We start from the raw sequence: 17757 nt of genomic DNA, 5'->3' as shown, positions 1-17757 counted from the left end.
CTAATCCGCTCCTTCGCCATTGTATTAAAAACATAAAGAGGCAAGGCGACTGATCGTCTCCTTACCTCTTGCCCAGGCGTACGGCATATGATCCTATGTGCTCCCTCTTGGTACCCCAAGCTACGCCAGTAACACACAGAAAACTTTTTTTAAATATATCACGACTTTGGACTTCGCGCTACCGGTCATGAAGTTCACGTATTAAATCGTAATCTTTTTGATTAATTTGCAAGAATCTAGTATGTTGCCGATGGTACAAGCATAGAATGTCTTAAGAACAATTCGCTCCAGGAGGCCTGAATGAAATATCCGGTAATCTTCAAAATGCTGCCCTTCATGATTCCGCTTGTCTTCGTGATACCGGTCTTGACGATAAGGCTGCAGAACGATACAAGTCTAATATCTAGCCGTGACATACAGCAGGTAAAAACGGTTTTTACAGGCATTTTCCTTGAGGCGCTTCCTTTTGTACTGCTTGGAGTTCTGCTGTCGTCCCTTCTTCAGCTGTTCGTTAAAGAACAGTGGGTGCGTCGGATCACGCCCAAAAATCCGGTCATCGGCGTCCTGTTCGCTTCCATGCTGGGGATCGTGTTTCCCATCTGTGAATGCGGGATGATCCCGGTCGTCCGAAGGCTGATGCTTAAGGGGATGCCTGCCTACATCGCTGTAACCTTTATTCTCAGCGGACCTATCCTGAACCCCATTGTGTTCGCTGCGACGATCATGGCCTTCCGTTCGCATCCCGAAGTGACGATCGGCCGGATGGGACTGGCTTTTGCAGTCGCGGTAACGGTAGGTTTGCTTGTCTATGTTTTTTCAAGGAACAACCCGCTCAAGCGTTCCTTACAAGAGTTTTCCGAACAAGATTCCGCCGTTGGTGAACGCAAGCTGCACGAGCATCCCAAAACCTGGAGAAGCCTGTTTGTCCACGCCGGAGACGAATTGATCGAAATGGGCAAATACCTGGTTCTTGGCGCATTCCTGACAGCCTGCATCCAATCCTTCATTCCTAGAGAAGAGCTGCTGGCATTGGGGAACGGTCCCACCGCTTCTTACCTGTTCATGATGGGGTTTGCTTTCATTCTATCCCTCTGCTCGACTTCGGATGCATTTGTGGCATCGGCGTTCACGCACACCTTCACCGTAGGTCCGCTCGTATCCTTCCTCGTGCTCGGCCCGATGCTGGATTTCAAAAGCTTGCTCATGCTGTCGGCTACCTTCAAGACTAAATTCGTCATCGGTTTAAGCCTGCTGGTGATGACGCTTGTCTTCATCGGCTCTGTAGCCGTCAACGCTCTTTTGGGTGGATAGCTGCCTAAGGATGAAAGATTGACGAAAAACCAAACGAGACTACCGGGACCGTTTAGGATCATCAGGTATCCGCTTGAGATTGGAGGTGATTGGGAGGATGAAGTCCAGTTTGAGGATACGGATTCACTATACGCTCCGGTCGCTGCTTGTTGCGGCTCTCGCCGCTTATATCATGCATCTGAATGCTTCAGATTCGCTCGAATATTACCTAGCGCCTCATATGCAGACCCTGCTGCTTCTCTGCCCGGTTCCGTTGTTGTTCATTGCATTCGGGATGATGTGGCATTCCCTTGCGGGCGATTCCGGAGAGGTGTGTGATTGCGAGCATCCCCTGCCTGCCGGCCTTGTCAAAAACGTAACTGTATACGGGTTATTCACGGTGCCGCTGCTGTTTGGCCTGCTCCTGCCGGACCAAGCCCTGGGCAGCGATATGGCAGCCAAAAAAGGAATGATCTACACCTATCCGAATCCCGATGTACGGCGTAAAACCGATGACCGCAACACGTCCGCCTTTTCAGGCACGGATAAGCGATTACCCGGCATGGATCAAGGAGCAGAAGAAAATATCGCTTTGAACGAACGATTCGTTGCCAAGGACATCTATAGTGTGGAGTTTGCAGAGCTTGCCAAGCGCTTATATACGCTGCCCGTCATTAAGGTGGAACCGGACATTTTCTCGGAAACCGTCGGGGCCATGGATATGTACAAAGAGCATTTTCAAGGAAAAACCATCTCGGTGCAAGGATTCGTCTTCCGCGACGGACATATGAATGAGGATACCTTTGCCGTCAGCCGATTCCTCGTGATGTGCTGCACGGCAGACGCCGTACCGTTCGGGGTTCTTGTGCGGGGCACGAATGCTGCGTCGTTCGCTAATGATACGTGGGTCCAGATTGATGGCACGATCCAGGTCGCCACCTTGAATGGTAAAGAGACGCTGCAAATTCAAGCGAAGCAGATTCAGCCGGTCGAGCAGCCGGCATCCCCTTACATTTTCACGAATCCGGACTCCGTCGCGGAGTTTGACCAGCTGTATTCGAATGATAACGAGACCAAGGAGGAAATCAATTAATGAACAAGATACCCGTTGTATTGATTAGCGGATTTTTGGGAAGCGGCAAAACCACGCTGCTGCTCAGACTGCTGGAATATGCCGCCAAGCGGCAGTGGAGAACCGCCGTGCTTATGAATGAGATGGGCGAACAAGATGTGGATGGTGATACGGTCTCCAACCAAATCCCCGATCTTCCGATTGAGAAGCTGCTCGACGGATGCATCTGCTGCACCCGGCGAGACGAGCTGGGTCAAGCATTGCAAACCCTGTTAGATCAGAAGCCGGATCTCATATTCATCGAAACGACCGGCGTGGCGAATCCTGAACAGATTCTTGAGGATCTGCAGGATCCGTCCCTGGCTGATCGAATCTCAATCCAGCACAAAATTGCCTTGGCCGACTGCAGCAAATTTCTCGAGTACAACAGCTTCTTTGCATCCAGTCGTGAGCTGGTGCGTACCCTGCGGGGACAAATCAGCTTCGCGGATATGATCATCCTTAACAAGGCCGGGGACTGCGACGATAAACAGATCAACAAAGTCATGACCTCCATTAGAAAAATAAACACGACGGCAAGCCTGTCCGTAACCGACTACAGCCGTTTGGATGAAAATGAAGTGTTTTCGACGCTTCAGCTTCAGCTTGAGGCCTCTAAGGACCCGAGCCATTCGTTTCCAACTTCGCAATGGAAGCCAGGAGATCTTGCGGATCATTCGCAAGACAAACCGTTGACTGAAAATCACAGCAAGCATGCGCACCACCAGCCAGAGAGATCTGCCAATGACCACCATAGCCATCTGCACGGAGAAGAGTCCGGACACAGCAGCACATCCTTCACGGGCATGGATACCTTGACCTTATCTGCTCCATCCCCCTTCCCGCTTCAGTTGAGCGCGATCGAAACTTTTCTCGGTGCACTGGGCTCCAGCCTGATTCGGACCAAAGGTTACATCCATCTCTCGACGGGTCCCTCTCTAGTTCAGTGGGCGGGGTCAGAGCTTGAATGTAAGCCAAGCACGCTGCAGCTGCAACGCGGATATCTTACGCTGATCGGCCATCGTCTGAATAAAAATCGCATTATTCAGGAGTGGGAAAGCTTGCTCAGTGGCGTGGTACAATGACAGCTGAATGGATGGTTATAATTAGACAGAGATAAAGTAAAGGAGATCCTCGCAGGATCTCCTTTTTCAGTATAATTCTGATTAGTCCCTGGGATAATTCACTTCCATAATATCCATAAAGGGAACCTTCCTAATGACGCCATTTTCTTTCATGTGCACCTTCCCTGTGCGGGAGTCCATTTGATCGATTTGTCCGCGGACTGCTTCTTCCCATCCCCAGACCGTCAGTACGATGACCGATTCCTCCTGGTAAGCTTCCGTAAGCTGATTTCCGAGCTCTTCCAGTACAAACTCATCTCTAGTGGGTCTCTTTGGAACTCTTGCTTTTGCCATAACCTTGTCCTCCTGATTTATGTTGTTCATGCGTTAGCATTACATTCTCCATGAAAAACTAATCTTTCCTCAAATCTATGAATTAGGAATCTACTTCCTATTATACATGAAATCCGATTCAATTTTTTATGCAAAAGACTTGATTTTCAGAAAACAAAGGTATATGATTGACCCATCAAACATTGATGAGTCAATGAATTGAAGGGGGTCTTTATAATCGCTACGTGCCATACGGAAGACTTGCTGTACTTGCTAATGCATTTAAACAAGCATATTTCGACCCGGTTTGAACGATGTGCTGGAGTTAGTCCCAATCGGCTCGAACTCTTATGCAAATTAACGGGGGGCCAAATTAGCCAAACGGATTTGCAGAAGGCAGTGTCTATTGATCCAGCTGCGGTGACCCGTCATGTTCAGCAGTTGGAAGCGGAAGGAATACTTCTCCGAACCAGATGTGAGAATGACAACCGGATTACGTTGGTTCAGCTAACTGAAGTGGGCAAAAGTAAAGTAGCAGCGTTTAAGGCAGAGAAAGATCGTTTTATGGAGGAACTGCAGGCAGACCTCACGGAATCAGAACGACTTGCGTTTGTTCAAACTCTACAGAAATTGAACAGCAAGATTCAACTAATGAAAGAACCAAGTAAGACCAATTAACTTATAGAGATTAAAGGAGAGAATATCATGACTGTAACTTCCCTAAACAATAATTATAAAGAAATTATTACTTCCCGTCGCTCTGTGCGGGTATACGACCCATCGGTCAAAATCAGCCGTGAAGAAATGACTGAAATTTTGGAAGAAGCGACTTTGGCTCCGTCATCCGTTAATCTTCAGCCTTGGAGATTTCTTGTCGTTGATAGCCCAGAAGGTAAAGCGACGCTTGAAGAGCTTGCACCAGGGAACAAAACGCAAGTTTCAACTTCTTCCGCTGTCATTGCTGTATTTGGAGATATGAACGCATTCGACAATGCAGATGAAATTATGGGTAGCGCCGTGGAACGCGGTTATCTGCCACAAGAGATTAAAGATCAGATGATGGCAAACTATACCGATCTCTTCGCACGTATTCCGGCACAGTCTTTCCGTGAAATGATCCTTATCGATAGCGGCTTGGTTTCCATGCAGCTTATGCTTTCTGCTCGTGCCCGTGGATATGACACGAACCCCATTGGCGGATACGACAAATCCCGAATTGCAGAGGCATTTGGTATGGAGAAAGAACGTTATGTGCCGGTAATGCTCATCTCTGTAGGTAAAGCTGCCAAAGAAGCGCGTTTGACGACCCGTCTTCCTATTGATCGTATTGCAGAGTGGAAGTGAGGTCATAGCGATGATTATTATTCATGCAGAAATGAAAGTAAACCGTGAACTAGAGGCAGAATTTCTGGAATCCGTAAAAGATCTTATTGAGGCATCCCGCGCGGAACAAGGAAATGAATCTTATAAGCTGCTTAAAGATACGGAGCAGGATAACACGTATCTCATGATTGAACAGTGGAAAGACCAGGAAGCTGTGGGGCTCCACAATGCGAGCAGCCATTTTCAGGCATTTGTAGCTAAAGCTCCAAAATACCTGACAGCTCCGCTAAATGTGCAAGCATATGCAGGCCAACCGATAAACAAATAATGAACAGACTGCAGTCACGTTTAAAAAGCCAACTCGTTCAGACGAGTTTGGCTTTTTTTAATTATATCCCTATTTTCTTCGGATTCTATCTTATAAACTCTCCCATAAAAAAGCCCCCTTTAAGTAAACTGTATGGTCTGTAGCGTCTTCTTCAGCACAGTCTACTCAAAAGGGGGAACATATCCTAAACCTTACAGCGATAGCTCTTCGATAGCCATCCATGGCAGCGGATTGTTAAAGGTCGACCAATCATACCATGCAGGGAGGCCCTGTCAACGCAACTGCAGAAGAACAAGCAGCATTTGATGGAATGGCTCCGATGGTGAAACAAGGATTTGGCGGAACTTTTAATCAACTCGCGCAATACCTTGAAAGCCAGCAATAATAACATGGATCAAGGAAGCACAAACCAGCGGCGGCGAACCTATTGGCTCGCCGTTTTTTAATGCTTTAGAACTCAGCACCTTCTTACTCGAAAAACCCCCTGCCCGATCGCCTTGCTAATGCATTCGCATGCATGGTTCGAGAAATTACAGCTTCTGTGCGACTGGTTGCTCCGCTGCCTGTCCATCGTCTTTATGCTCAGACAGCTCGCCGTCTTTCCAGACGACCTGTTCGCCGTAATCTTTTCCCCAATCGTACATCAGCTTCAAGATCGGCATTAAGCTCTCCCCGTAAGGCGTGAGCGAATATTCGACCCGAGGCGGAACCTCGGGGTAAACCACACGATGAACGAGCTGATCCTCCTCCAATTCACGAAGCTGGTTGGTCAGCATTTTTTGCGTGATATGAGGAATCATTCGATTCAGCTCACCGAAGCGCTTAACGCCCTCTAAACCAAGATGCCATAGGATGATCAGCTTCCATTTGCCGCCGATGACCGCCAGGGTTAACTCCTTATGGCAGTTTATTTCCTTCAGATTGATTCGCTGCTTGACTTCACTTGCCATAATGCATCACCCCTTCTTCCCTACAGTATACAACGGTCGCGGTTATATCATCAAAGCGGCAACTATACCCACACCTTGACTTCTTATTCCAAATTGGCGTGCAGCCCAAACATATTTTCCGAGTGAAGTTCCTTCATCTCCATCAATCTCAAGATGACGGCATCCAAGACGATCAGCATCGTTTGCTCAAATAAAGAGGCCATCGGTTGAACGGTGACAAGAGATCCTTGATTCTGCTCCTTCGTTGTGCCCGGTAGCCGAACGATCGCATCCGAAAGCTTACCGATACGTGATTCGAGATTCACGGTTACCACCGCTACGGCAGAGCCTATACCCTTGGCCTTCTGAGCCATAGACACCAAGCTCTGCGTTTCGCCGGAGCCTGAACCGATAATTAGCAAATCCCGCGCGCCGATGGCCGGAGTTACCGTATCGCCCACGACATGAACCTTATACCCCATCTGCATTAATCGCATGGCAAAAGCTCGAATCATCAGACCGGATCTGCCGCCCCCCGCTAAGAAAATGGCATCGGATTGCACGATCCGTGCAATCAACTCCTCAATCTGACCAGCATTGATCTGCTGCACGGATGCCGAGATCTCCTCGGCAATGAGAGCTGCATGTTGAAATATCTTTTGACTCATCGTAACTTAGACCTGCTTAACAAGCTGGTTCATCTGGGCCGCAACCGCTTTTTTATCGGATTGACCTGTGATTCCCCCTCCGACAATCACGAGATCAGGATTCGCTTGGATCACCTCAGGGAGCGTCTCCATTTTGATTCCTCCCGCAACCGCCGTCTTGGCGTGCTTCACGACACGTTTGATCGCAGCCAATTCCTCGAATGAATTCTTGCCTTCCGCTTGGTGGTCGTAGCCGGAATGAACGCAAATGTAATCCACGCCCAAAGCGTCAATCTCCACTGCTCTACTCTCAATGTCCTTCACATTGATCATGTCGACCATCACTTGCTTGCCTTGCTTGAGGGCTTCCGCTACCGCGCCTTTGATCGTAGCATCGTCGGATACGCCTAACACCGTAATAATGTCCGCACCGGCTTCGGATGCCTTCGCTACTTCATAACCGCCCGCATCCATAATTTTTAGATCGGCCAGCACACGCAGCTGCGGGAAAGCCTCTTTGATTGCTTTTACGGCATGAAGTCCTTCGTTAATGACAACCGGCGTTCCGATCTCCACGATGTCGATAAACTCGGCTACCTCAGCCACCACTTGTTTTGCTTCAGGAATATTTACTAAATCCAATGCCAATTGAAGTTCCATATTGTTATTCTCTCCTTATGAACGTAATGGTTAATGACTACGCCCATTGTAGAGCAGATAGTTTACTTTCCGGAAGTACGTACTTAGAAGTGAGATACTTACGTGGAAGTAAGTAATACGGCGGGACAAGGGTTTATGGGCTCCGTTTAATTAGCAATGCATACTGCTCCAAGACGCTGGTAAAAAACAATTAAGCCCATTTATTCACTTTTCGGCTCGCATTCGGCTGTGGTTTAATATAGTTGTCAGGCCGGACAAAATGATCGGAAAGGAGGCTGAACGAATTGATTCAGAATATGGAGGTGGCATCCGCATAAGCGGGTGTCACGTTTAGGGGAGCCCGTTATAGGGCTCCCTTTCATTTACAATCCGATAGCATTGGAGATATGATTATGTCACATTCATGTGAACCAGCCGTTATTATTGTCTCTGGTGTCATGGCTTCCGGTAAATCGACGGTAGCCCAGCTGCTGGCCGAGAAATTTGAACGCGGAGTCCACTTGAGGGGAGACGCGTATCGGAGAATGATTGTTAAGGGCAGGGAAGAAATGCTTCCGGATGCTTCAGACGAAGCAAAACGGCAGCTCGCCCTGCGCTACAGATTATCGGCCTCCACTGCCAGAACCTATGCTGAAGCGGGTTTTCATGTCGTCCTCCAGGACGTCATTCTCGGCCCCGCGCTGCTGCAAATAACCGAAATGCTAAACGGCCTTCCCGTTTACGTCGTTGTGCTGAACCCATCTGAGAATGCCATCAGCGCACGCGAGCAGATTCGTAACAAAAAAGGCTACGGGGTATGGACCATCCATGAGCTGAACCGGCGTTTGAACGACGAAACGCCGAGAATCGGCATGTGGCTGGATACCTCCGATTTATCTCCGGATGAGACCGCCCAAGAGATTTGGAAGCGGATATGGAACGAGGGGCAGATCCGTTAACATAAACCCGGTATCATTCATGACAAGAATTCCTGATAAAAAACAATTAAGCCTGTTTATTCACTTCAGTCCTGCCGCCGGCCGTGGTTTAATATAGATGTCCGGCTGGACCAAATGATCGGAAAGGAGGCTGAACGAATTGATTCAGAATATGGAGGTGGCATCTGCGTAAGCGGATGTCACGTTAAGGGGAGCCCTCTATAGGGCTCCCCTTCATTTCATTTTACTCATAGATCACAGCTTTGATCTCGTCGCTATCGATATTATTTTTGTCATACCAGTAAAATCCCGTATCGATCTGCGGTTCAACCTTCTCACCTTTGATGGCCGCCACGGCGGCTTTTACCGTCTCATATCCGATGCCGACCGGATTCTGCGTGATGGCTCCCGCCATCGTTCCATTCTTGATTGCGTCAATCTGCGCTTTTCCGGAATCGAACCCGACCACGATAATCTGACCTTCCTTCTTCATCTCCGTTACCGCATTAATGACCCCGACCGCCGAACCCTCATTCGCCCCGAATATCCCTTTCAAATCCGGATGCGCCTGCATCATCGCTTTGGCCAAGTCCGTCGACTTCAAGTGATCCCCGCCTCCGTACTGGATGTCAACGATTTCGATATTCGGGTACTTCTCTTCGATCTGCTTCTTGAAGCCGTCACGGCGGCTAACCCCGGTCACGCTGGTCTGGTCATGGACCACCATGGCGATTTTGCCTTCATTCCCGATGAGCTCAGCCATTTTATCCGCCGCAAGCGCGGATGCAGCCATATTGTCCGTCGATGCCGTCGTTACCGGAATGTCGCTTTCCACGCCCGAATCGAAGGCGATGATCGGAATGTTGTTTTCCTGGGCTTTTTTCAGATAAGGAATGGAGGCCTGGCTATCCAGTGCAGCAAAACCGATCGCGCTTGGTTTCTTATCGAGTGCTGCCTGCAGCATTTCGATCTGCTTATCCACCTGGGATTCCGTCTCTGGTCCTTCAAAGGTAATCTTTACGCCAAGCTCTTCCCCTGCCTGCTCGGCACCGGTTTTTACCGCCTGCCAGAACTGATGCTGAAAGCCTTTGGAAATGATCGGAATATAGATTTCCCCTTCGGCAGCCGAACCGGAGCCTGAGCCGGATCCGCCCTCGCTTGGACTGTCGGTTCCTGAAGCGCTCTTGCCCGATGAACCGCAAGCCGCCAGCAGGCTTGCAGTCAGCATGAGAATCAGAGCCAATACGGAAAGCTTTTTCATAATCTCCATCTCCCCTTGTTTATCAAAATAGTACATCTATAGAACTTCCATCCAAGGAAGCTTCTATCCAGATTAAGCTAGCACACGGCTAACCGAGCGCGGATCGCAGTTCTAACAGAGGACTTACGCTTTGCGTCTGCGCAAAATATCCGCATACACCGCGAGTATAATGACGAATCCTACGACAACGGTTTGCCACTCCTGCGGCACGGACAGAATACGTAATCCATTCGTCAGCACGCTCATGATCAATGCGCCGATGACCGTGCCGATGATGGTACCCTTCCCGCCGCTGAGCGAAGTACCCCCGATCACGACCGCCGCGATGGCTTCCAGCTCATAACCGGCCCCCAGCGCCGGGTTCGCCGAGTTCAGCCTCGATGCCATCATGACACCCGCCAAACCGGTAAAGGCGCCGGTTAGGGTGTAAATGACGATCTTCCAGAAGCCCACATTAACACCCGACAATCGGGTCGCCTCTTCGTTGCTGCCTAGCGCAAAGTTATACCGGCCGATGATGGTCTTCGATAAGATAAGGTAGCCCACAACCGCTGCGATGAAGAAAATAACGACCGCATTCGGAATATCGAGGCCCGGTATCAGCCAGCCCAGCACGCTGCCTTGGGACACCTCGGCAAAGCTTTCGGCGTCGTTGAAATAGACCGGCTTGGCTCCGGAGATAATCAGTGCCAGTCCTTTAGCGATCATCATCATCGCCAGCGTTGCGATAAAAGGCGGGATCTTCATCTTCGCCACCGCCGTACCGGATAGCAGCCCGCACAGCGCGCCCGTCAAGATCCCCCCAAGGATGCCGACCGGAACCGGCAATCCCCAGAAGGTGATGCAGACGCCGGTCATAACGCCGCTTAGTGTCATGACCGTTCCGACAGACAGATCAATGCCGCCGGTAATGATGACAAAGGTAGATCCTAAGGCAAGAACGCCGATCACCGCGGTCGAGAGAAGAATGCCCACGATATTGGAGAATTGAAAGAAATTGCTGGATGAGAATGTAAAGAATAGTATGAGAACAACCAAGCTGGCTAAGGCCAGCACTTGCTGAAGTGCGCCCGATTTGATTTGAATGTTCATCTGCTTACTCCTCCTAACGTGTATGGATAACGGCTTACATCCTTGCTGTAGCCAGATGCATAATGCTTTCTTGGGTCGCCTCTGCTTGATCCAGCTCGCCCGTAATCCGGCCTTCACACATCACGAGAACCCGATGACTCATCCGTAAAATTTCAGGCAGCTCTGAGGAGATCATGATGATCGATTTACCCTGTGCCGTAAGATCGTTCAGCAAGCGATAGATTTCGCTCTTGGCCCCTACATCGATCCCGCGCGTCGGTTCATCGAAGATCAGAATGTCGCAATCTCGGGTCAGCCATTTGCCGATAACGACTTTCTGCTGATTACCGCCGGAGAGGAATTTGACCTCTTGGTCCACATGCGGTGTTTTGACCTTCAATCGTTCGACCATATCCTCCGCCTGCTTGCGAATCCTGGTCGTATTCATCCAGCCGGCTGGCCCCAGGAAGTTACGGTATGAGGCGATAGCCACATTGCTCTTCACATCCAGATCGACGACACATCCATAGCGCTTGCGATCCTCGGATAAATAACCGATCCCTTGGCGCACCGCATCATGGGGGCCCTTGATCGTTATCTTGCGGCCATGAACATGGATCTCGCCGGATTGAATGCGGTCGGCACCGAAGATCGCTCGGGCAAGCTCGGTCCGCCCCGCACCAACCAGGCCTGCAATGCCAAGGATTTCTCCCTTTTTCAGAGTGAAGTTAATGTCCTTCAAAATTCGGCCTTGATTCAGTCCTTTAACCTCCAATATCGTCTCACGTTCACCTGCGCTCTTCTCCGGTTTCGAGGTCTCGTAGATCTGACGGCCAACCATTTTGGAAATAATGTCCTGTGTGGTGACTTCATCCGTTGAAACCGTATCGATATACTGTCCGTCACGCATCACCGTAATGCGATCCGTAATTCGCTTGATCTCATCCATCCGATGGGAAATGTAAACGATTCCAACTCCACCTTCTCGAAGCTGACGAATGATGCGGAACAAATCCTCAATCTCGGTTTCGCTTAAAGCTGCAGTAGGCTCATCCATGACCAGCACGTCGGCGTTATAAGACAATGCCTTGGCAATCTCCACCATCTGCTGCTTGGCAACCGTTAGTTCCGAAACCTTGATGGATGGATCCATGTCCAGCCCCATCCGCTCGAACAGTTCCTTCACCTGCCGATTTAGCGCCTGATTGTCCAGAAACAACCTGAGCTTTCTGCGCGGCTCTCGCCCGATGAATATGTTCTGAGCAACCGTCAGATCAGGCGCCAAGTTCAGTTCCTGATGGATCATGCTGATCCCGGCGTCTTGAGCCGCTTTCGGATTCGTTAACTCTACGGGCTGCCCTTTGTACCTGATCGTACCTTCGTCCTTCTGGTAAACGCCGGTCAATATTTTCATCATCGTTGACTTGCCGGCGCCGTTCTCACCCATTAGCGCATGGACTTCACCGCGCAGCAGCTCGAATCGGCAATGATTTAATGCAAGCACGCCAGGAAATTCCTTCGTGATTCCTTCCATTTGTATCAATACTTCGCTCAAAGACCCTCACCTCTCTAGCTGGCACCATTTATGAATCATTGTACAAATCGGTCTCCGATGGAGGAATGGAATATTCTCTGATCCATGTTGAATAATCTATGATCTGTTAACAGGACCCCATAAAGGAAGAAGCTACTCTTCCACAAAGGGAAAGAGCAGCTTCTGGTTCTCCTCGGTATACATATTGTCTTTGTTGATGACAACGGAATCGGTGTACACGTTGCGTAACACCTTGTCTCCTTCGATGATGGATATGGCTGTTTTGATGCCCAAATAGCCGATGTTGAAGGGCTTCTGAACAATGGTGGATTGAAGAACCCCCTCTTCGAGCAGCTTGACTTCCTTCACCGAGCTGTCGAATCCGACCAGCTTAACCTTGCCCGCCAGCCCCAGTTCTCGGATCGCTCTTCCTGCCCCGACTGTAGAAGGCTCATTCAGCCCCACGATTCCATTCAGGTCAGGCCTTTCCAACAGCAGTTTCTTCGTGATGTCATAGGCACGCTCCTCCTTGCCCTCGCTGTAGTAAGTGCCCACGATTTCTGTGCCGCTGCGCTGCTCCAGAATGCTTCGAACCCCTTGTTCCCTCTCGATCTGCGTCGAGGTGCCCTGCACGAAACTGATGATCGCAACCTTGGCCTGTTCCGGCAGCCGTGACGAAAGCTCCCTGCCGGCCTTCTGTCCCGCATTCACATTGTCGGTAGCGATCAAGCTCTGCGCATATTCACCATTCACGGCGGAATCAATCATAATGAGCGGGATGCCAGCCTTACGAATCGACTCTGCAACGGGAACCAAGCGGTTATAATCGCCGGCGGCCAAAACAATCGCATCCGGCTTCTGCTTGATGGCTTCCTCCAGCAATTGAATCTGCAAGTCTACTTCGATTTCCTGAGTCGGTCCTACCACCGAGACGTCCACGCCGAATTCACGGGAAGCCGTGTGCACCCCTTCAATCAACACCCGCCAAAATTCATTTTCGTCCAGTGCTTTAACGCCGACGATAATCTTCTTGGGACCGGGGTCATCCTTGGACCACTGATAAACGGCATAACCCAGAATGAATACCGGAATCAGCAGCAGTAAAACATATCGCGGTCTCATGTACGACTTCATGGCACCTCCCCCTTCATGCTCCTCCATTCATCCGGATGAACGGCCGGAATAAGCACCGTGACGATTGTCCCCGCTCCGGGCTCGCTCGTATAGCTAAGACCATATTCCGCTCCAAAATATAACTGAATCCGCTGGTGGACATTCGCTATCCCAACGCTGTTTCTCGAATGTTGGCTCCCTGTAGAGATTAATAATGTCTCAACCTTGGACCGATCCATGCCGATGCCGTCATCCATCACTTGAAACCGAATCCGATCATCCTGAAGTCTCCCCGTAATCGTGATCGTGCCCGGCCCTTCCTTGTTCTTGATGCCATGATAAATGGCATTCTCCACCAGAGGCTGCAGCAGCACCTTCAACGTCAGATAAGGATAAAGTTCGCGGTCCATATCCAGAGTAAACCGGATTTTATCCTGGTATCGCATTTGTTGTATTTTTAAATAATTCGTTATATGTTCCACCTCGGTAGCAATCGGGATCATTTCCCTCCCTTTGCTGAGCGAAGCTCGAAACAGCCTTGCTAGAGCCGATGTCATCAGAATCACCTCATCATGCTTCTTGCTCTCGGCCATCCATATAATGGAATCCAGCGTATTGTAGAGGAAATGGGGATTGATTTGGGCTTGCAGGGCATTCAATTCGCTTTTTCTCTTAATTTCCTGTTCTATCACGATCTGGTCCATCAATTCCTTGACCTTGAGCACCATCACATTGAAGCTGCGGGCCAGGCCGGAGATTTCCCTGGAATGCCCTACAGGAACCCGGATATCGAAATTCCCCTTCTCCACTTCCATCATCTTATCCTGGAGCTTCTTGATGGGACGCGTCAGGTTGCGGGAGATAACGACGGAGAACAGCACGCCGACCCCAAGGCATAACACCCCCGCTATAGCAAAAGAAAGCTGCATCTGCTTCTTATTGTCCACCAGCTCATTCTCGTAAAAAACGCCGACGATTTTCCAGCCGAAATCCGTGTCCTTGATGCTGTAAATCCGGCTTGCTCCGCCCTCCTTCACGACAAAACCTCCTTGCTTGTCCTGAAGCACCTGCTCTAATCTCTCCGTCTTCAAATTGCTGTAGAGCAGCTGCTGCTGCGGGTGATACACAATCCGGCCTTGACGGTCAATCACGAACACGTAACCCCGGTTCCCCAGATCGAGCTTGCTGAGCATATCGTTAATCACCTTGAAGTTGAGATCGATCAACAGAATGCCGAGCCCGTTGGAAGAATTCATGCCGCTGAGCTCGCGGCTTAGTGATACAACCCAGCGGTACTCTCCTTTGATAACCGGCTGTACATGCGACGAGGAGATCACCGTCTGTCCCTTGTTTTCCTTCGCCTGCCGATACCAGGGCTGCTCCGATAACACAATATAAGGATTCGGTTCGGCTTCCGCCCGATCGGAGATAAAGGAGCCGCCGGCTCCAAAAATATTAATCGACGCAATATCTTTGCGCGAAACCCGAATCGAGTGGAAATATTCCGATATCTTCGCTTTCAATATAGCAAGTTCCGCAGGCTGCAGTTCATCTGCCGAGACGAGGTATTCCCTCACGTTCGGGTTGTTCATCGTCGCCAGTGAGATGTCCTTCATCCCGGTGATGTAAGTTTGGATATTCGCATTCACTTGATTGATCAGCTCGGAGGTGTAACTCTCCGCCGTTTCGCGAACAGCCGATTCGGACAGCCGGTAGGAGATGAAGATCAACAGCAGCGCCGTAAACAATACAAGCATCACGAATGAGCTGGCAATGCGGGACTGAATGCTTTTGATACGCTGCGGAGCCATCATGGCCTTACCCCGCCTGACGTCATTTTATTCCGGTACTCCGTTGGGGTATCTCCGGTATATTTCTTAAACAGCACGCTAAAATATTGAGGATCCTGATAACCGGTTTTCGCCGCTATTTCATAAGTTTTCAACAAGGAATGCTTCAGAAGTTCCTTTGCTTTCTCCATGCGGACTTCCGTTACGTATTCAACGAAGGTCTTCCCGGTATGCGACTTGAATAAAGCACTGAAATAACTCGTGCTCATGAAGATCCGGCCGCATACGGTCTTGATCGATAACTCGGCATCCTCATAATGCCGCTGGATGAAATCGACCGCCTCCAGCATCTGGGTGCGGGTAATATCCTTTCTCGCCTTGGCAACGTCCCTTAACGCCTGCTCGCACACCTCGTTAAACCAGCGCTCGATCTCTTCCAAGGACCGAAAAGAATACAGATCGGACAGCAGCCTCTTCTCCTTGCCGATCAGCTCGTTCCCATTGCTGCCGATTTCCATCACAGTTTGAAGCACGGCAAGCATGACCCGAAGGACCCGCACGTAACAGAGCTCGATTGAAATTGAAGCGCTTCCAAGTTCGCTGATCAGCCGCCGGATGCACGCCTTTACCTCTAAGTCCGTACCGGCCCGAATTGCGGAGATTAGCGCTGACTCGGTTTCGATCCCATCCTGGAGAGGAGCGTCCCCCCGCTTTTCAAGATCCGTGATATGAACCACCTGATCGCGGCCGATCAGGAGACGGTATTCCAGTGCAGCTTCCGAAGCCCTGCAGGAGTATCGGATATCCTGAAGCTCGCGGCAAATCGTTCCGATGCCGAGCGTAACCGTGAATTTCATGAACTGCTTTGTAGATGCGCGAATGTCCTCCGCCAGCTCCTGCGCCCGAGCGTGCAGCTCCTCCTCGCCGGAGCCCGACAGGATGGTCATAACTTTGTTCTCCTTGTACCTAAAAATAGCTGTACCGGGCTCACCCGCCAAAATCTCCTGCATGATATTGTATAAAGCAAATGCATACAGCTCATTATCGACATGCTGCTCATCCGTACGAAGCTCATCCATATCCGCTGCCATCGCGATATAAAGAGGCCCCGGAAGCCGAATATCAAAATATGCAAGCTTGCTCTCGATCTCGGATCGCTTCATCGGCGACGACGCCAGTCGTTCAAGAAATCGTTCCTTAAGCAGGACCAAACTCTCATTCAACTGATGTTTGAGCCTTTTCAAGTGCTCCGTATGTCCGCGCTCCTCATCCATTTCCAGCTTGAGTTTACCAAGCATCTCCCTTAACTCCGCTGACGTAACCGGTTTCAAAATAAAATCCGTGACTTGCAGCTTCACCGCCTGCTGGGCATATTCGAAATCGTCAAACCCGGTAAGGATGATGATCTTTGTCTTGGGAAAACGATCCGTAATATGTCGTGACAACTCCAGGCCATCCATGTACGGCATGTTGATATCCGTTAACACCACATCGGGTTGATGGCGGGTTACAGCCTCCAATGCATCCCTGCCGTTCTCGCAATCCCCGATGCACTCAAAGCCATGATCTGCCCACTGAATCCGGTTTCGGATCCCTTCTCTTACAATCGGTTCGTCGTCCACAATAAGAATCGTATACAATCAAAGCCTCCCCCGTTCAAAAGCAATTCCCATTTGCTTAGGTTATATCGTGTTACGAGGTCAATATACAGGAAAAGCCCTTTGGCAGGCAACTGCCAAAGGGCTCCATGAGTTTATATTTATTTACGGGTGTTCATCCACGTAATGAAATTGTTCACCACGATATCGAGAAAACCGATTGTCGGCTCATGAATCAGCTTGCCGGACTCATCCATCTTCTCATGTACTGCCCCGATATATACCTCATTGTTAGGGAGCAGCGGCGAAGTAATGCCGACAGAAAACAGAATATCCCGGAGATGCTCCTGAGCTCTCACCGTTCCAAGCTGTCCCATCGACGCCCCCATGATCCATGAAGGCTTCCCGTTCATAACCTTATCAACGCGCGATAACCAATCGAGCGCGTTCTTGAGCACGCCCGGTATGGAGTAATTATACTCCGGCGTGATCCACAACACCGCATCAGCGGCAGCAATCCGCTCCTTGAAATCCTTGACGGCCGCAGGAGGGTCCAGCTCAATGTCTTGATCGTAAAACGGAAGATCGCGCAGCCCCAAAATTTCAAACGTGATCTGATCCGAGTAGCGCTGCTTTAAATATTCCGCCAGTTTCATATTGTACGACTCTTTTCTAATGCTTCCTACAACGATTGCAACGTTCATAATACCCTCCAGTTCTATGCTTTCTGCGCACATTTCATTCCATTTTTTCACAACTATACACAGCCTAACACCATATTTTACCAA

General features: G+C 49.9%; 18 protein-coding genes and 1 riboswitch. Of the genes, 7 read left to right on the top strand and 11 right to left on the bottom strand.

Annotated elements, in window-relative coordinates:
- Positions 1 to 63: 63 nt before the first annotated feature.
- A riboswitch (ZMP/ZTP riboswitch) is annotated at positions 64 to 143 on the bottom strand.
- A gap of 157 nt (positions 144 to 300) precedes the next feature.
- The 3 genes from AK95_RS12975 to AK95_RS12965 all read left to right on the top strand — a co-directional run bounded on the left by AK95_RS12975 (position 301) and on the right by AK95_RS12965 (position 3486).
- Positions 301 to 1311 (top strand): permease, encoded by a 1011-nt coding sequence (locus AK95_RS12975; RefSeq protein ID WP_071220357.1) that lies wholly within the window; start codon positions 301 to 303, stop codon positions 1309 to 1311.
- A 97-nt stretch (positions 1312 to 1408) separates the two neighbouring features.
- The gene (locus tag AK95_RS12970) at positions 1409 to 2383 is read left to right on the top strand and encodes a TIGR03943 family putative permease subunit (protein WP_071220356.1); all 975 of its coding nucleotides are present in this window, start codon (positions 1409 to 1411) and stop codon (positions 2381 to 2383) included.
- Positions 2383 to 3486: a CobW family GTP-binding protein gene (locus AK95_RS12965; RefSeq protein WP_071220355.1), complete on the top strand. Its 1104-nt coding sequence runs from the start codon at positions 2383 to 2385 to the stop codon at positions 3484 to 3486. Before AK95_RS12970 ends, AK95_RS12965 begins: the two co-directional genes overlap by 1 nt.
- Before the next feature lie 81 nt (positions 3487 to 3567).
- Here AK95_RS12965 and AK95_RS12960 read toward each other — a convergent pair whose 3' ends face one another.
- Positions 3568 to 3819, bottom strand: a complete 252-nt coding sequence (locus AK95_RS12960) for a YolD-like family protein (RefSeq protein WP_071220354.1) — start codon at positions 3817 to 3819, stop codon at positions 3568 to 3570.
- A 255-nt stretch (positions 3820 to 4074) separates the two neighbouring features.
- Here AK95_RS12960 and AK95_RS12955 point away from each other — a divergent pair, with 255 nt between their 5' ends.
- The 3 genes from AK95_RS12955 to AK95_RS12945 are packed head-to-tail and all read left to right on the top strand — an operon-like array spanning position 4075 to position 5449.
- Positions 4075 to 4476, top strand: coding sequence for a MarR family winged helix-turn-helix transcriptional regulator (locus AK95_RS12955; protein WP_235613105.1), 402 nt, complete (start codon positions 4075 to 4077; stop codon positions 4474 to 4476).
- Positions 4477 to 4503: 27 nt separating this feature from the next.
- Complete coding sequence (locus AK95_RS12950; protein ID WP_071220352.1) at positions 4504 to 5142, top strand: nitroreductase family protein; 639 nt, start codon at positions 4504 to 4506, stop codon at positions 5140 to 5142.
- A gap of 10 nt (positions 5143 to 5152) precedes the next feature.
- The gene (locus tag AK95_RS12945; RefSeq protein WP_071220351.1) at positions 5153 to 5449 is read left to right on the top strand and encodes a putative quinol monooxygenase; all 297 of its coding nucleotides are present in this window, start codon (positions 5153 to 5155) and stop codon (positions 5447 to 5449) included.
- A 530-nt stretch (positions 5450 to 5979) separates the two neighbouring features.
- Here AK95_RS12945 and AK95_RS12940 read toward each other — a convergent pair.
- From AK95_RS12940 to hxlA, 3 genes are all read right to left on the bottom strand, one after another.
- Complete coding sequence (locus AK95_RS12940) at positions 5980 to 6399, bottom strand: winged helix-turn-helix transcriptional regulator (protein ID WP_071220350.1); 420 nt, start codon at positions 6397 to 6399, stop codon at positions 5980 to 5982.
- An 83-nt stretch (positions 6400 to 6482) separates the two neighbouring features.
- Positions 6483 to 7046, bottom strand: coding sequence for a 6-phospho-3-hexuloisomerase (gene hxlB, locus AK95_RS12935; RefSeq protein WP_071220349.1), 564 nt, complete (start codon positions 7044 to 7046; stop codon positions 6483 to 6485).
- Positions 7047 to 7052: 6 nt separating this feature from the next.
- Positions 7053 to 7685, bottom strand: coding sequence for a 3-hexulose-6-phosphate synthase (gene hxlA, locus AK95_RS12930; RefSeq protein WP_071220348.1), 633 nt, complete (start codon positions 7683 to 7685; stop codon positions 7053 to 7055).
- A gap of 392 nt (positions 7686 to 8077) precedes the next feature.
- On the opposite strand from hxlA, the gene AK95_RS12925 reads away from it, so the two are divergent.
- Positions 8078 to 8623, top strand: coding sequence for an AAA family ATPase (locus AK95_RS12925; protein ID WP_071220347.1), 546 nt, complete (start codon positions 8078 to 8080; stop codon positions 8621 to 8623).
- Positions 8624 to 8846: 223 nt separating this feature from the next.
- Here AK95_RS12925 and AK95_RS12920 read toward each other — a convergent pair whose 3' ends face one another.
- The 7 genes from AK95_RS12920 to AK95_RS12890 form a co-directional block, all read right to left on the bottom strand.
- A complete protein-coding gene (locus tag AK95_RS12920) occupies positions 8847 to 9872 on the bottom strand; it encodes an ABC transporter substrate-binding protein (protein WP_071220498.1) in 1026 nt (341 codons plus the stop codon).
- Positions 9873 to 9986: 114 nt separating this feature from the next.
- Entirely contained in the window at positions 9987 to 10955 is a 969-nt protein-coding gene (locus AK95_RS12915) for an ABC transporter permease (RefSeq protein ID WP_071220346.1), read from the bottom strand.
- A gap of 34 nt (positions 10956 to 10989) precedes the next feature.
- A complete protein-coding gene (locus tag AK95_RS12910) occupies positions 10990 to 12489 on the bottom strand; it encodes a sugar ABC transporter ATP-binding protein (RefSeq protein ID WP_071220345.1) in 1500 nt (499 codons plus the stop codon).
- A gap of 132 nt (positions 12490 to 12621) precedes the next feature.
- Positions 12622 to 13602: a substrate-binding domain-containing protein gene (locus AK95_RS12905; RefSeq protein WP_071220344.1), complete on the bottom strand. Its 981-nt coding sequence runs from the start codon at positions 13600 to 13602 to the stop codon at positions 12622 to 12624.
- Positions 13599 to 15395 (bottom strand): cache domain-containing sensor histidine kinase, encoded by a 1797-nt coding sequence (locus AK95_RS12900; RefSeq protein WP_071220343.1) that lies wholly within the window; start codon positions 15393 to 15395, stop codon positions 13599 to 13601. The genes AK95_RS12905 and AK95_RS12900 overlap by 4 nt, the downstream gene beginning before the upstream one ends.
- Positions 15392 to 17011 carry a response regulator gene (locus tag AK95_RS12895; protein WP_071220342.1) on the bottom strand — a complete coding sequence of 540 codons (1620 nt, stop codon included), beginning with the start codon at positions 17009 to 17011 and terminating at the stop codon, positions 15392 to 15394. The genes AK95_RS12900 and AK95_RS12895 overlap by 4 nt, the downstream gene beginning before the upstream one ends.
- A gap of 119 nt (positions 17012 to 17130) precedes the next feature.
- The gene (locus tag AK95_RS12890) at positions 17131 to 17673 is read right to left on the bottom strand and encodes an NADPH-dependent FMN reductase (RefSeq protein ID WP_071220341.1); all 543 of its coding nucleotides are present in this window, start codon (positions 17671 to 17673) and stop codon (positions 17131 to 17133) included.
- Positions 17674 to 17757 lie beyond the last annotated feature (84 nt).

The organism is Paenibacillus sp. LC231 (assembly GCF_001860525.1).
GTDB lineage: Bacteria > Bacillota > Bacilli > Paenibacillales > Paenibacillaceae > Paenibacillus_AQ.
This window is presented reverse-complemented; position numbering and strand designations above follow the sequence as displayed.

What these genes read in the sequence shown, in the direction of transcription:
- AK95_RS12975 (WP_071220357.1), top strand. Translation starts at nt 301, where the DNA reads ATGAAATATCCGGTAATCTTCAAAATGCTGCCCTTCATGATTCCGCTT.
- AK95_RS12970 (WP_071220356.1), top strand. Translation starts at nt 1,409, where the DNA reads ATGAAGTCCAGTTTGAGGATACGGATTCACTATACGCTCCGGTCGCTG.
- AK95_RS12965 (WP_071220355.1), top strand. Translation starts at nt 2,383, where the DNA reads ATGAACAAGATACCCGTTGTATTGATTAGCGGATTTTTGGGAAGCGGC.
- AK95_RS12960 (WP_071220354.1), bottom strand. Translation starts at nt 3,819, where the DNA reads ATGGCAAAAGCAAGAGTTCCAAAGAGACCCACTAGAGATGAGTTTGTA.
- AK95_RS12955 (WP_235613105.1), top strand. Translation starts at nt 4,075, where the DNA reads ATGCATTTAAACAAGCATATTTCGACCCGGTTTGAACGATGTGCTGGA.
- AK95_RS12950 (WP_071220352.1), top strand. Translation starts at nt 4,504, where the DNA reads ATGACTGTAACTTCCCTAAACAATAATTATAAAGAAATTATTACTTCC.
- AK95_RS12945 (WP_071220351.1), top strand. Translation starts at nt 5,153, where the DNA reads ATGATTATTATTCATGCAGAAATGAAAGTAAACCGTGAACTAGAGGCA.
- AK95_RS12940 (WP_071220350.1), bottom strand. Translation starts at nt 6,399, where the DNA reads ATGGCAAGTGAAGTCAAGCAGCGAATCAATCTGAAGGAAATAAACTGC.
- hxlB (WP_071220349.1), bottom strand. Translation starts at nt 7,046, where the DNA reads ATGAGTCAAAAGATATTTCAACATGCAGCTCTCATTGCCGAGGAGATC.
- hxlA (WP_071220348.1), bottom strand. Translation starts at nt 7,685, where the DNA reads ATGGAACTTCAATTGGCATTGGATTTAGTAAATATTCCTGAAGCAAAA.
- AK95_RS12925 (WP_071220347.1), top strand. Translation starts at nt 8,078, where the DNA reads ATGTCACATTCATGTGAACCAGCCGTTATTATTGTCTCTGGTGTCATG.
- AK95_RS12920 (WP_071220498.1), bottom strand. Translation starts at nt 9,872, where the DNA reads ATGGAGATTATGAAAAAGCTTTCCGTATTGGCTCTGATTCTCATGCTG.
- AK95_RS12915 (WP_071220346.1), bottom strand. Translation starts at nt 10,955, where the DNA reads ATGAACATTCAAATCAAATCGGGCGCACTTCAGCAAGTGCTGGCCTTA.
- AK95_RS12905 (WP_071220344.1), bottom strand. Translation starts at nt 13,602, where the DNA reads ATGAAGTCGTACATGAGACCGCGATATGTTTTACTGCTGCTGATTCCG.
- AK95_RS12900 (WP_071220343.1), bottom strand. Translation starts at nt 15,395, where the DNA reads ATGATGGCTCCGCAGCGTATCAAAAGCATTCAGTCCCGCATTGCCAGC.
- AK95_RS12890 (WP_071220341.1), bottom strand. Translation starts at nt 17,673, where the DNA reads ATGAACGTTGCAATCGTTGTAGGAAGCATTAGAAAAGAGTCGTACAAT.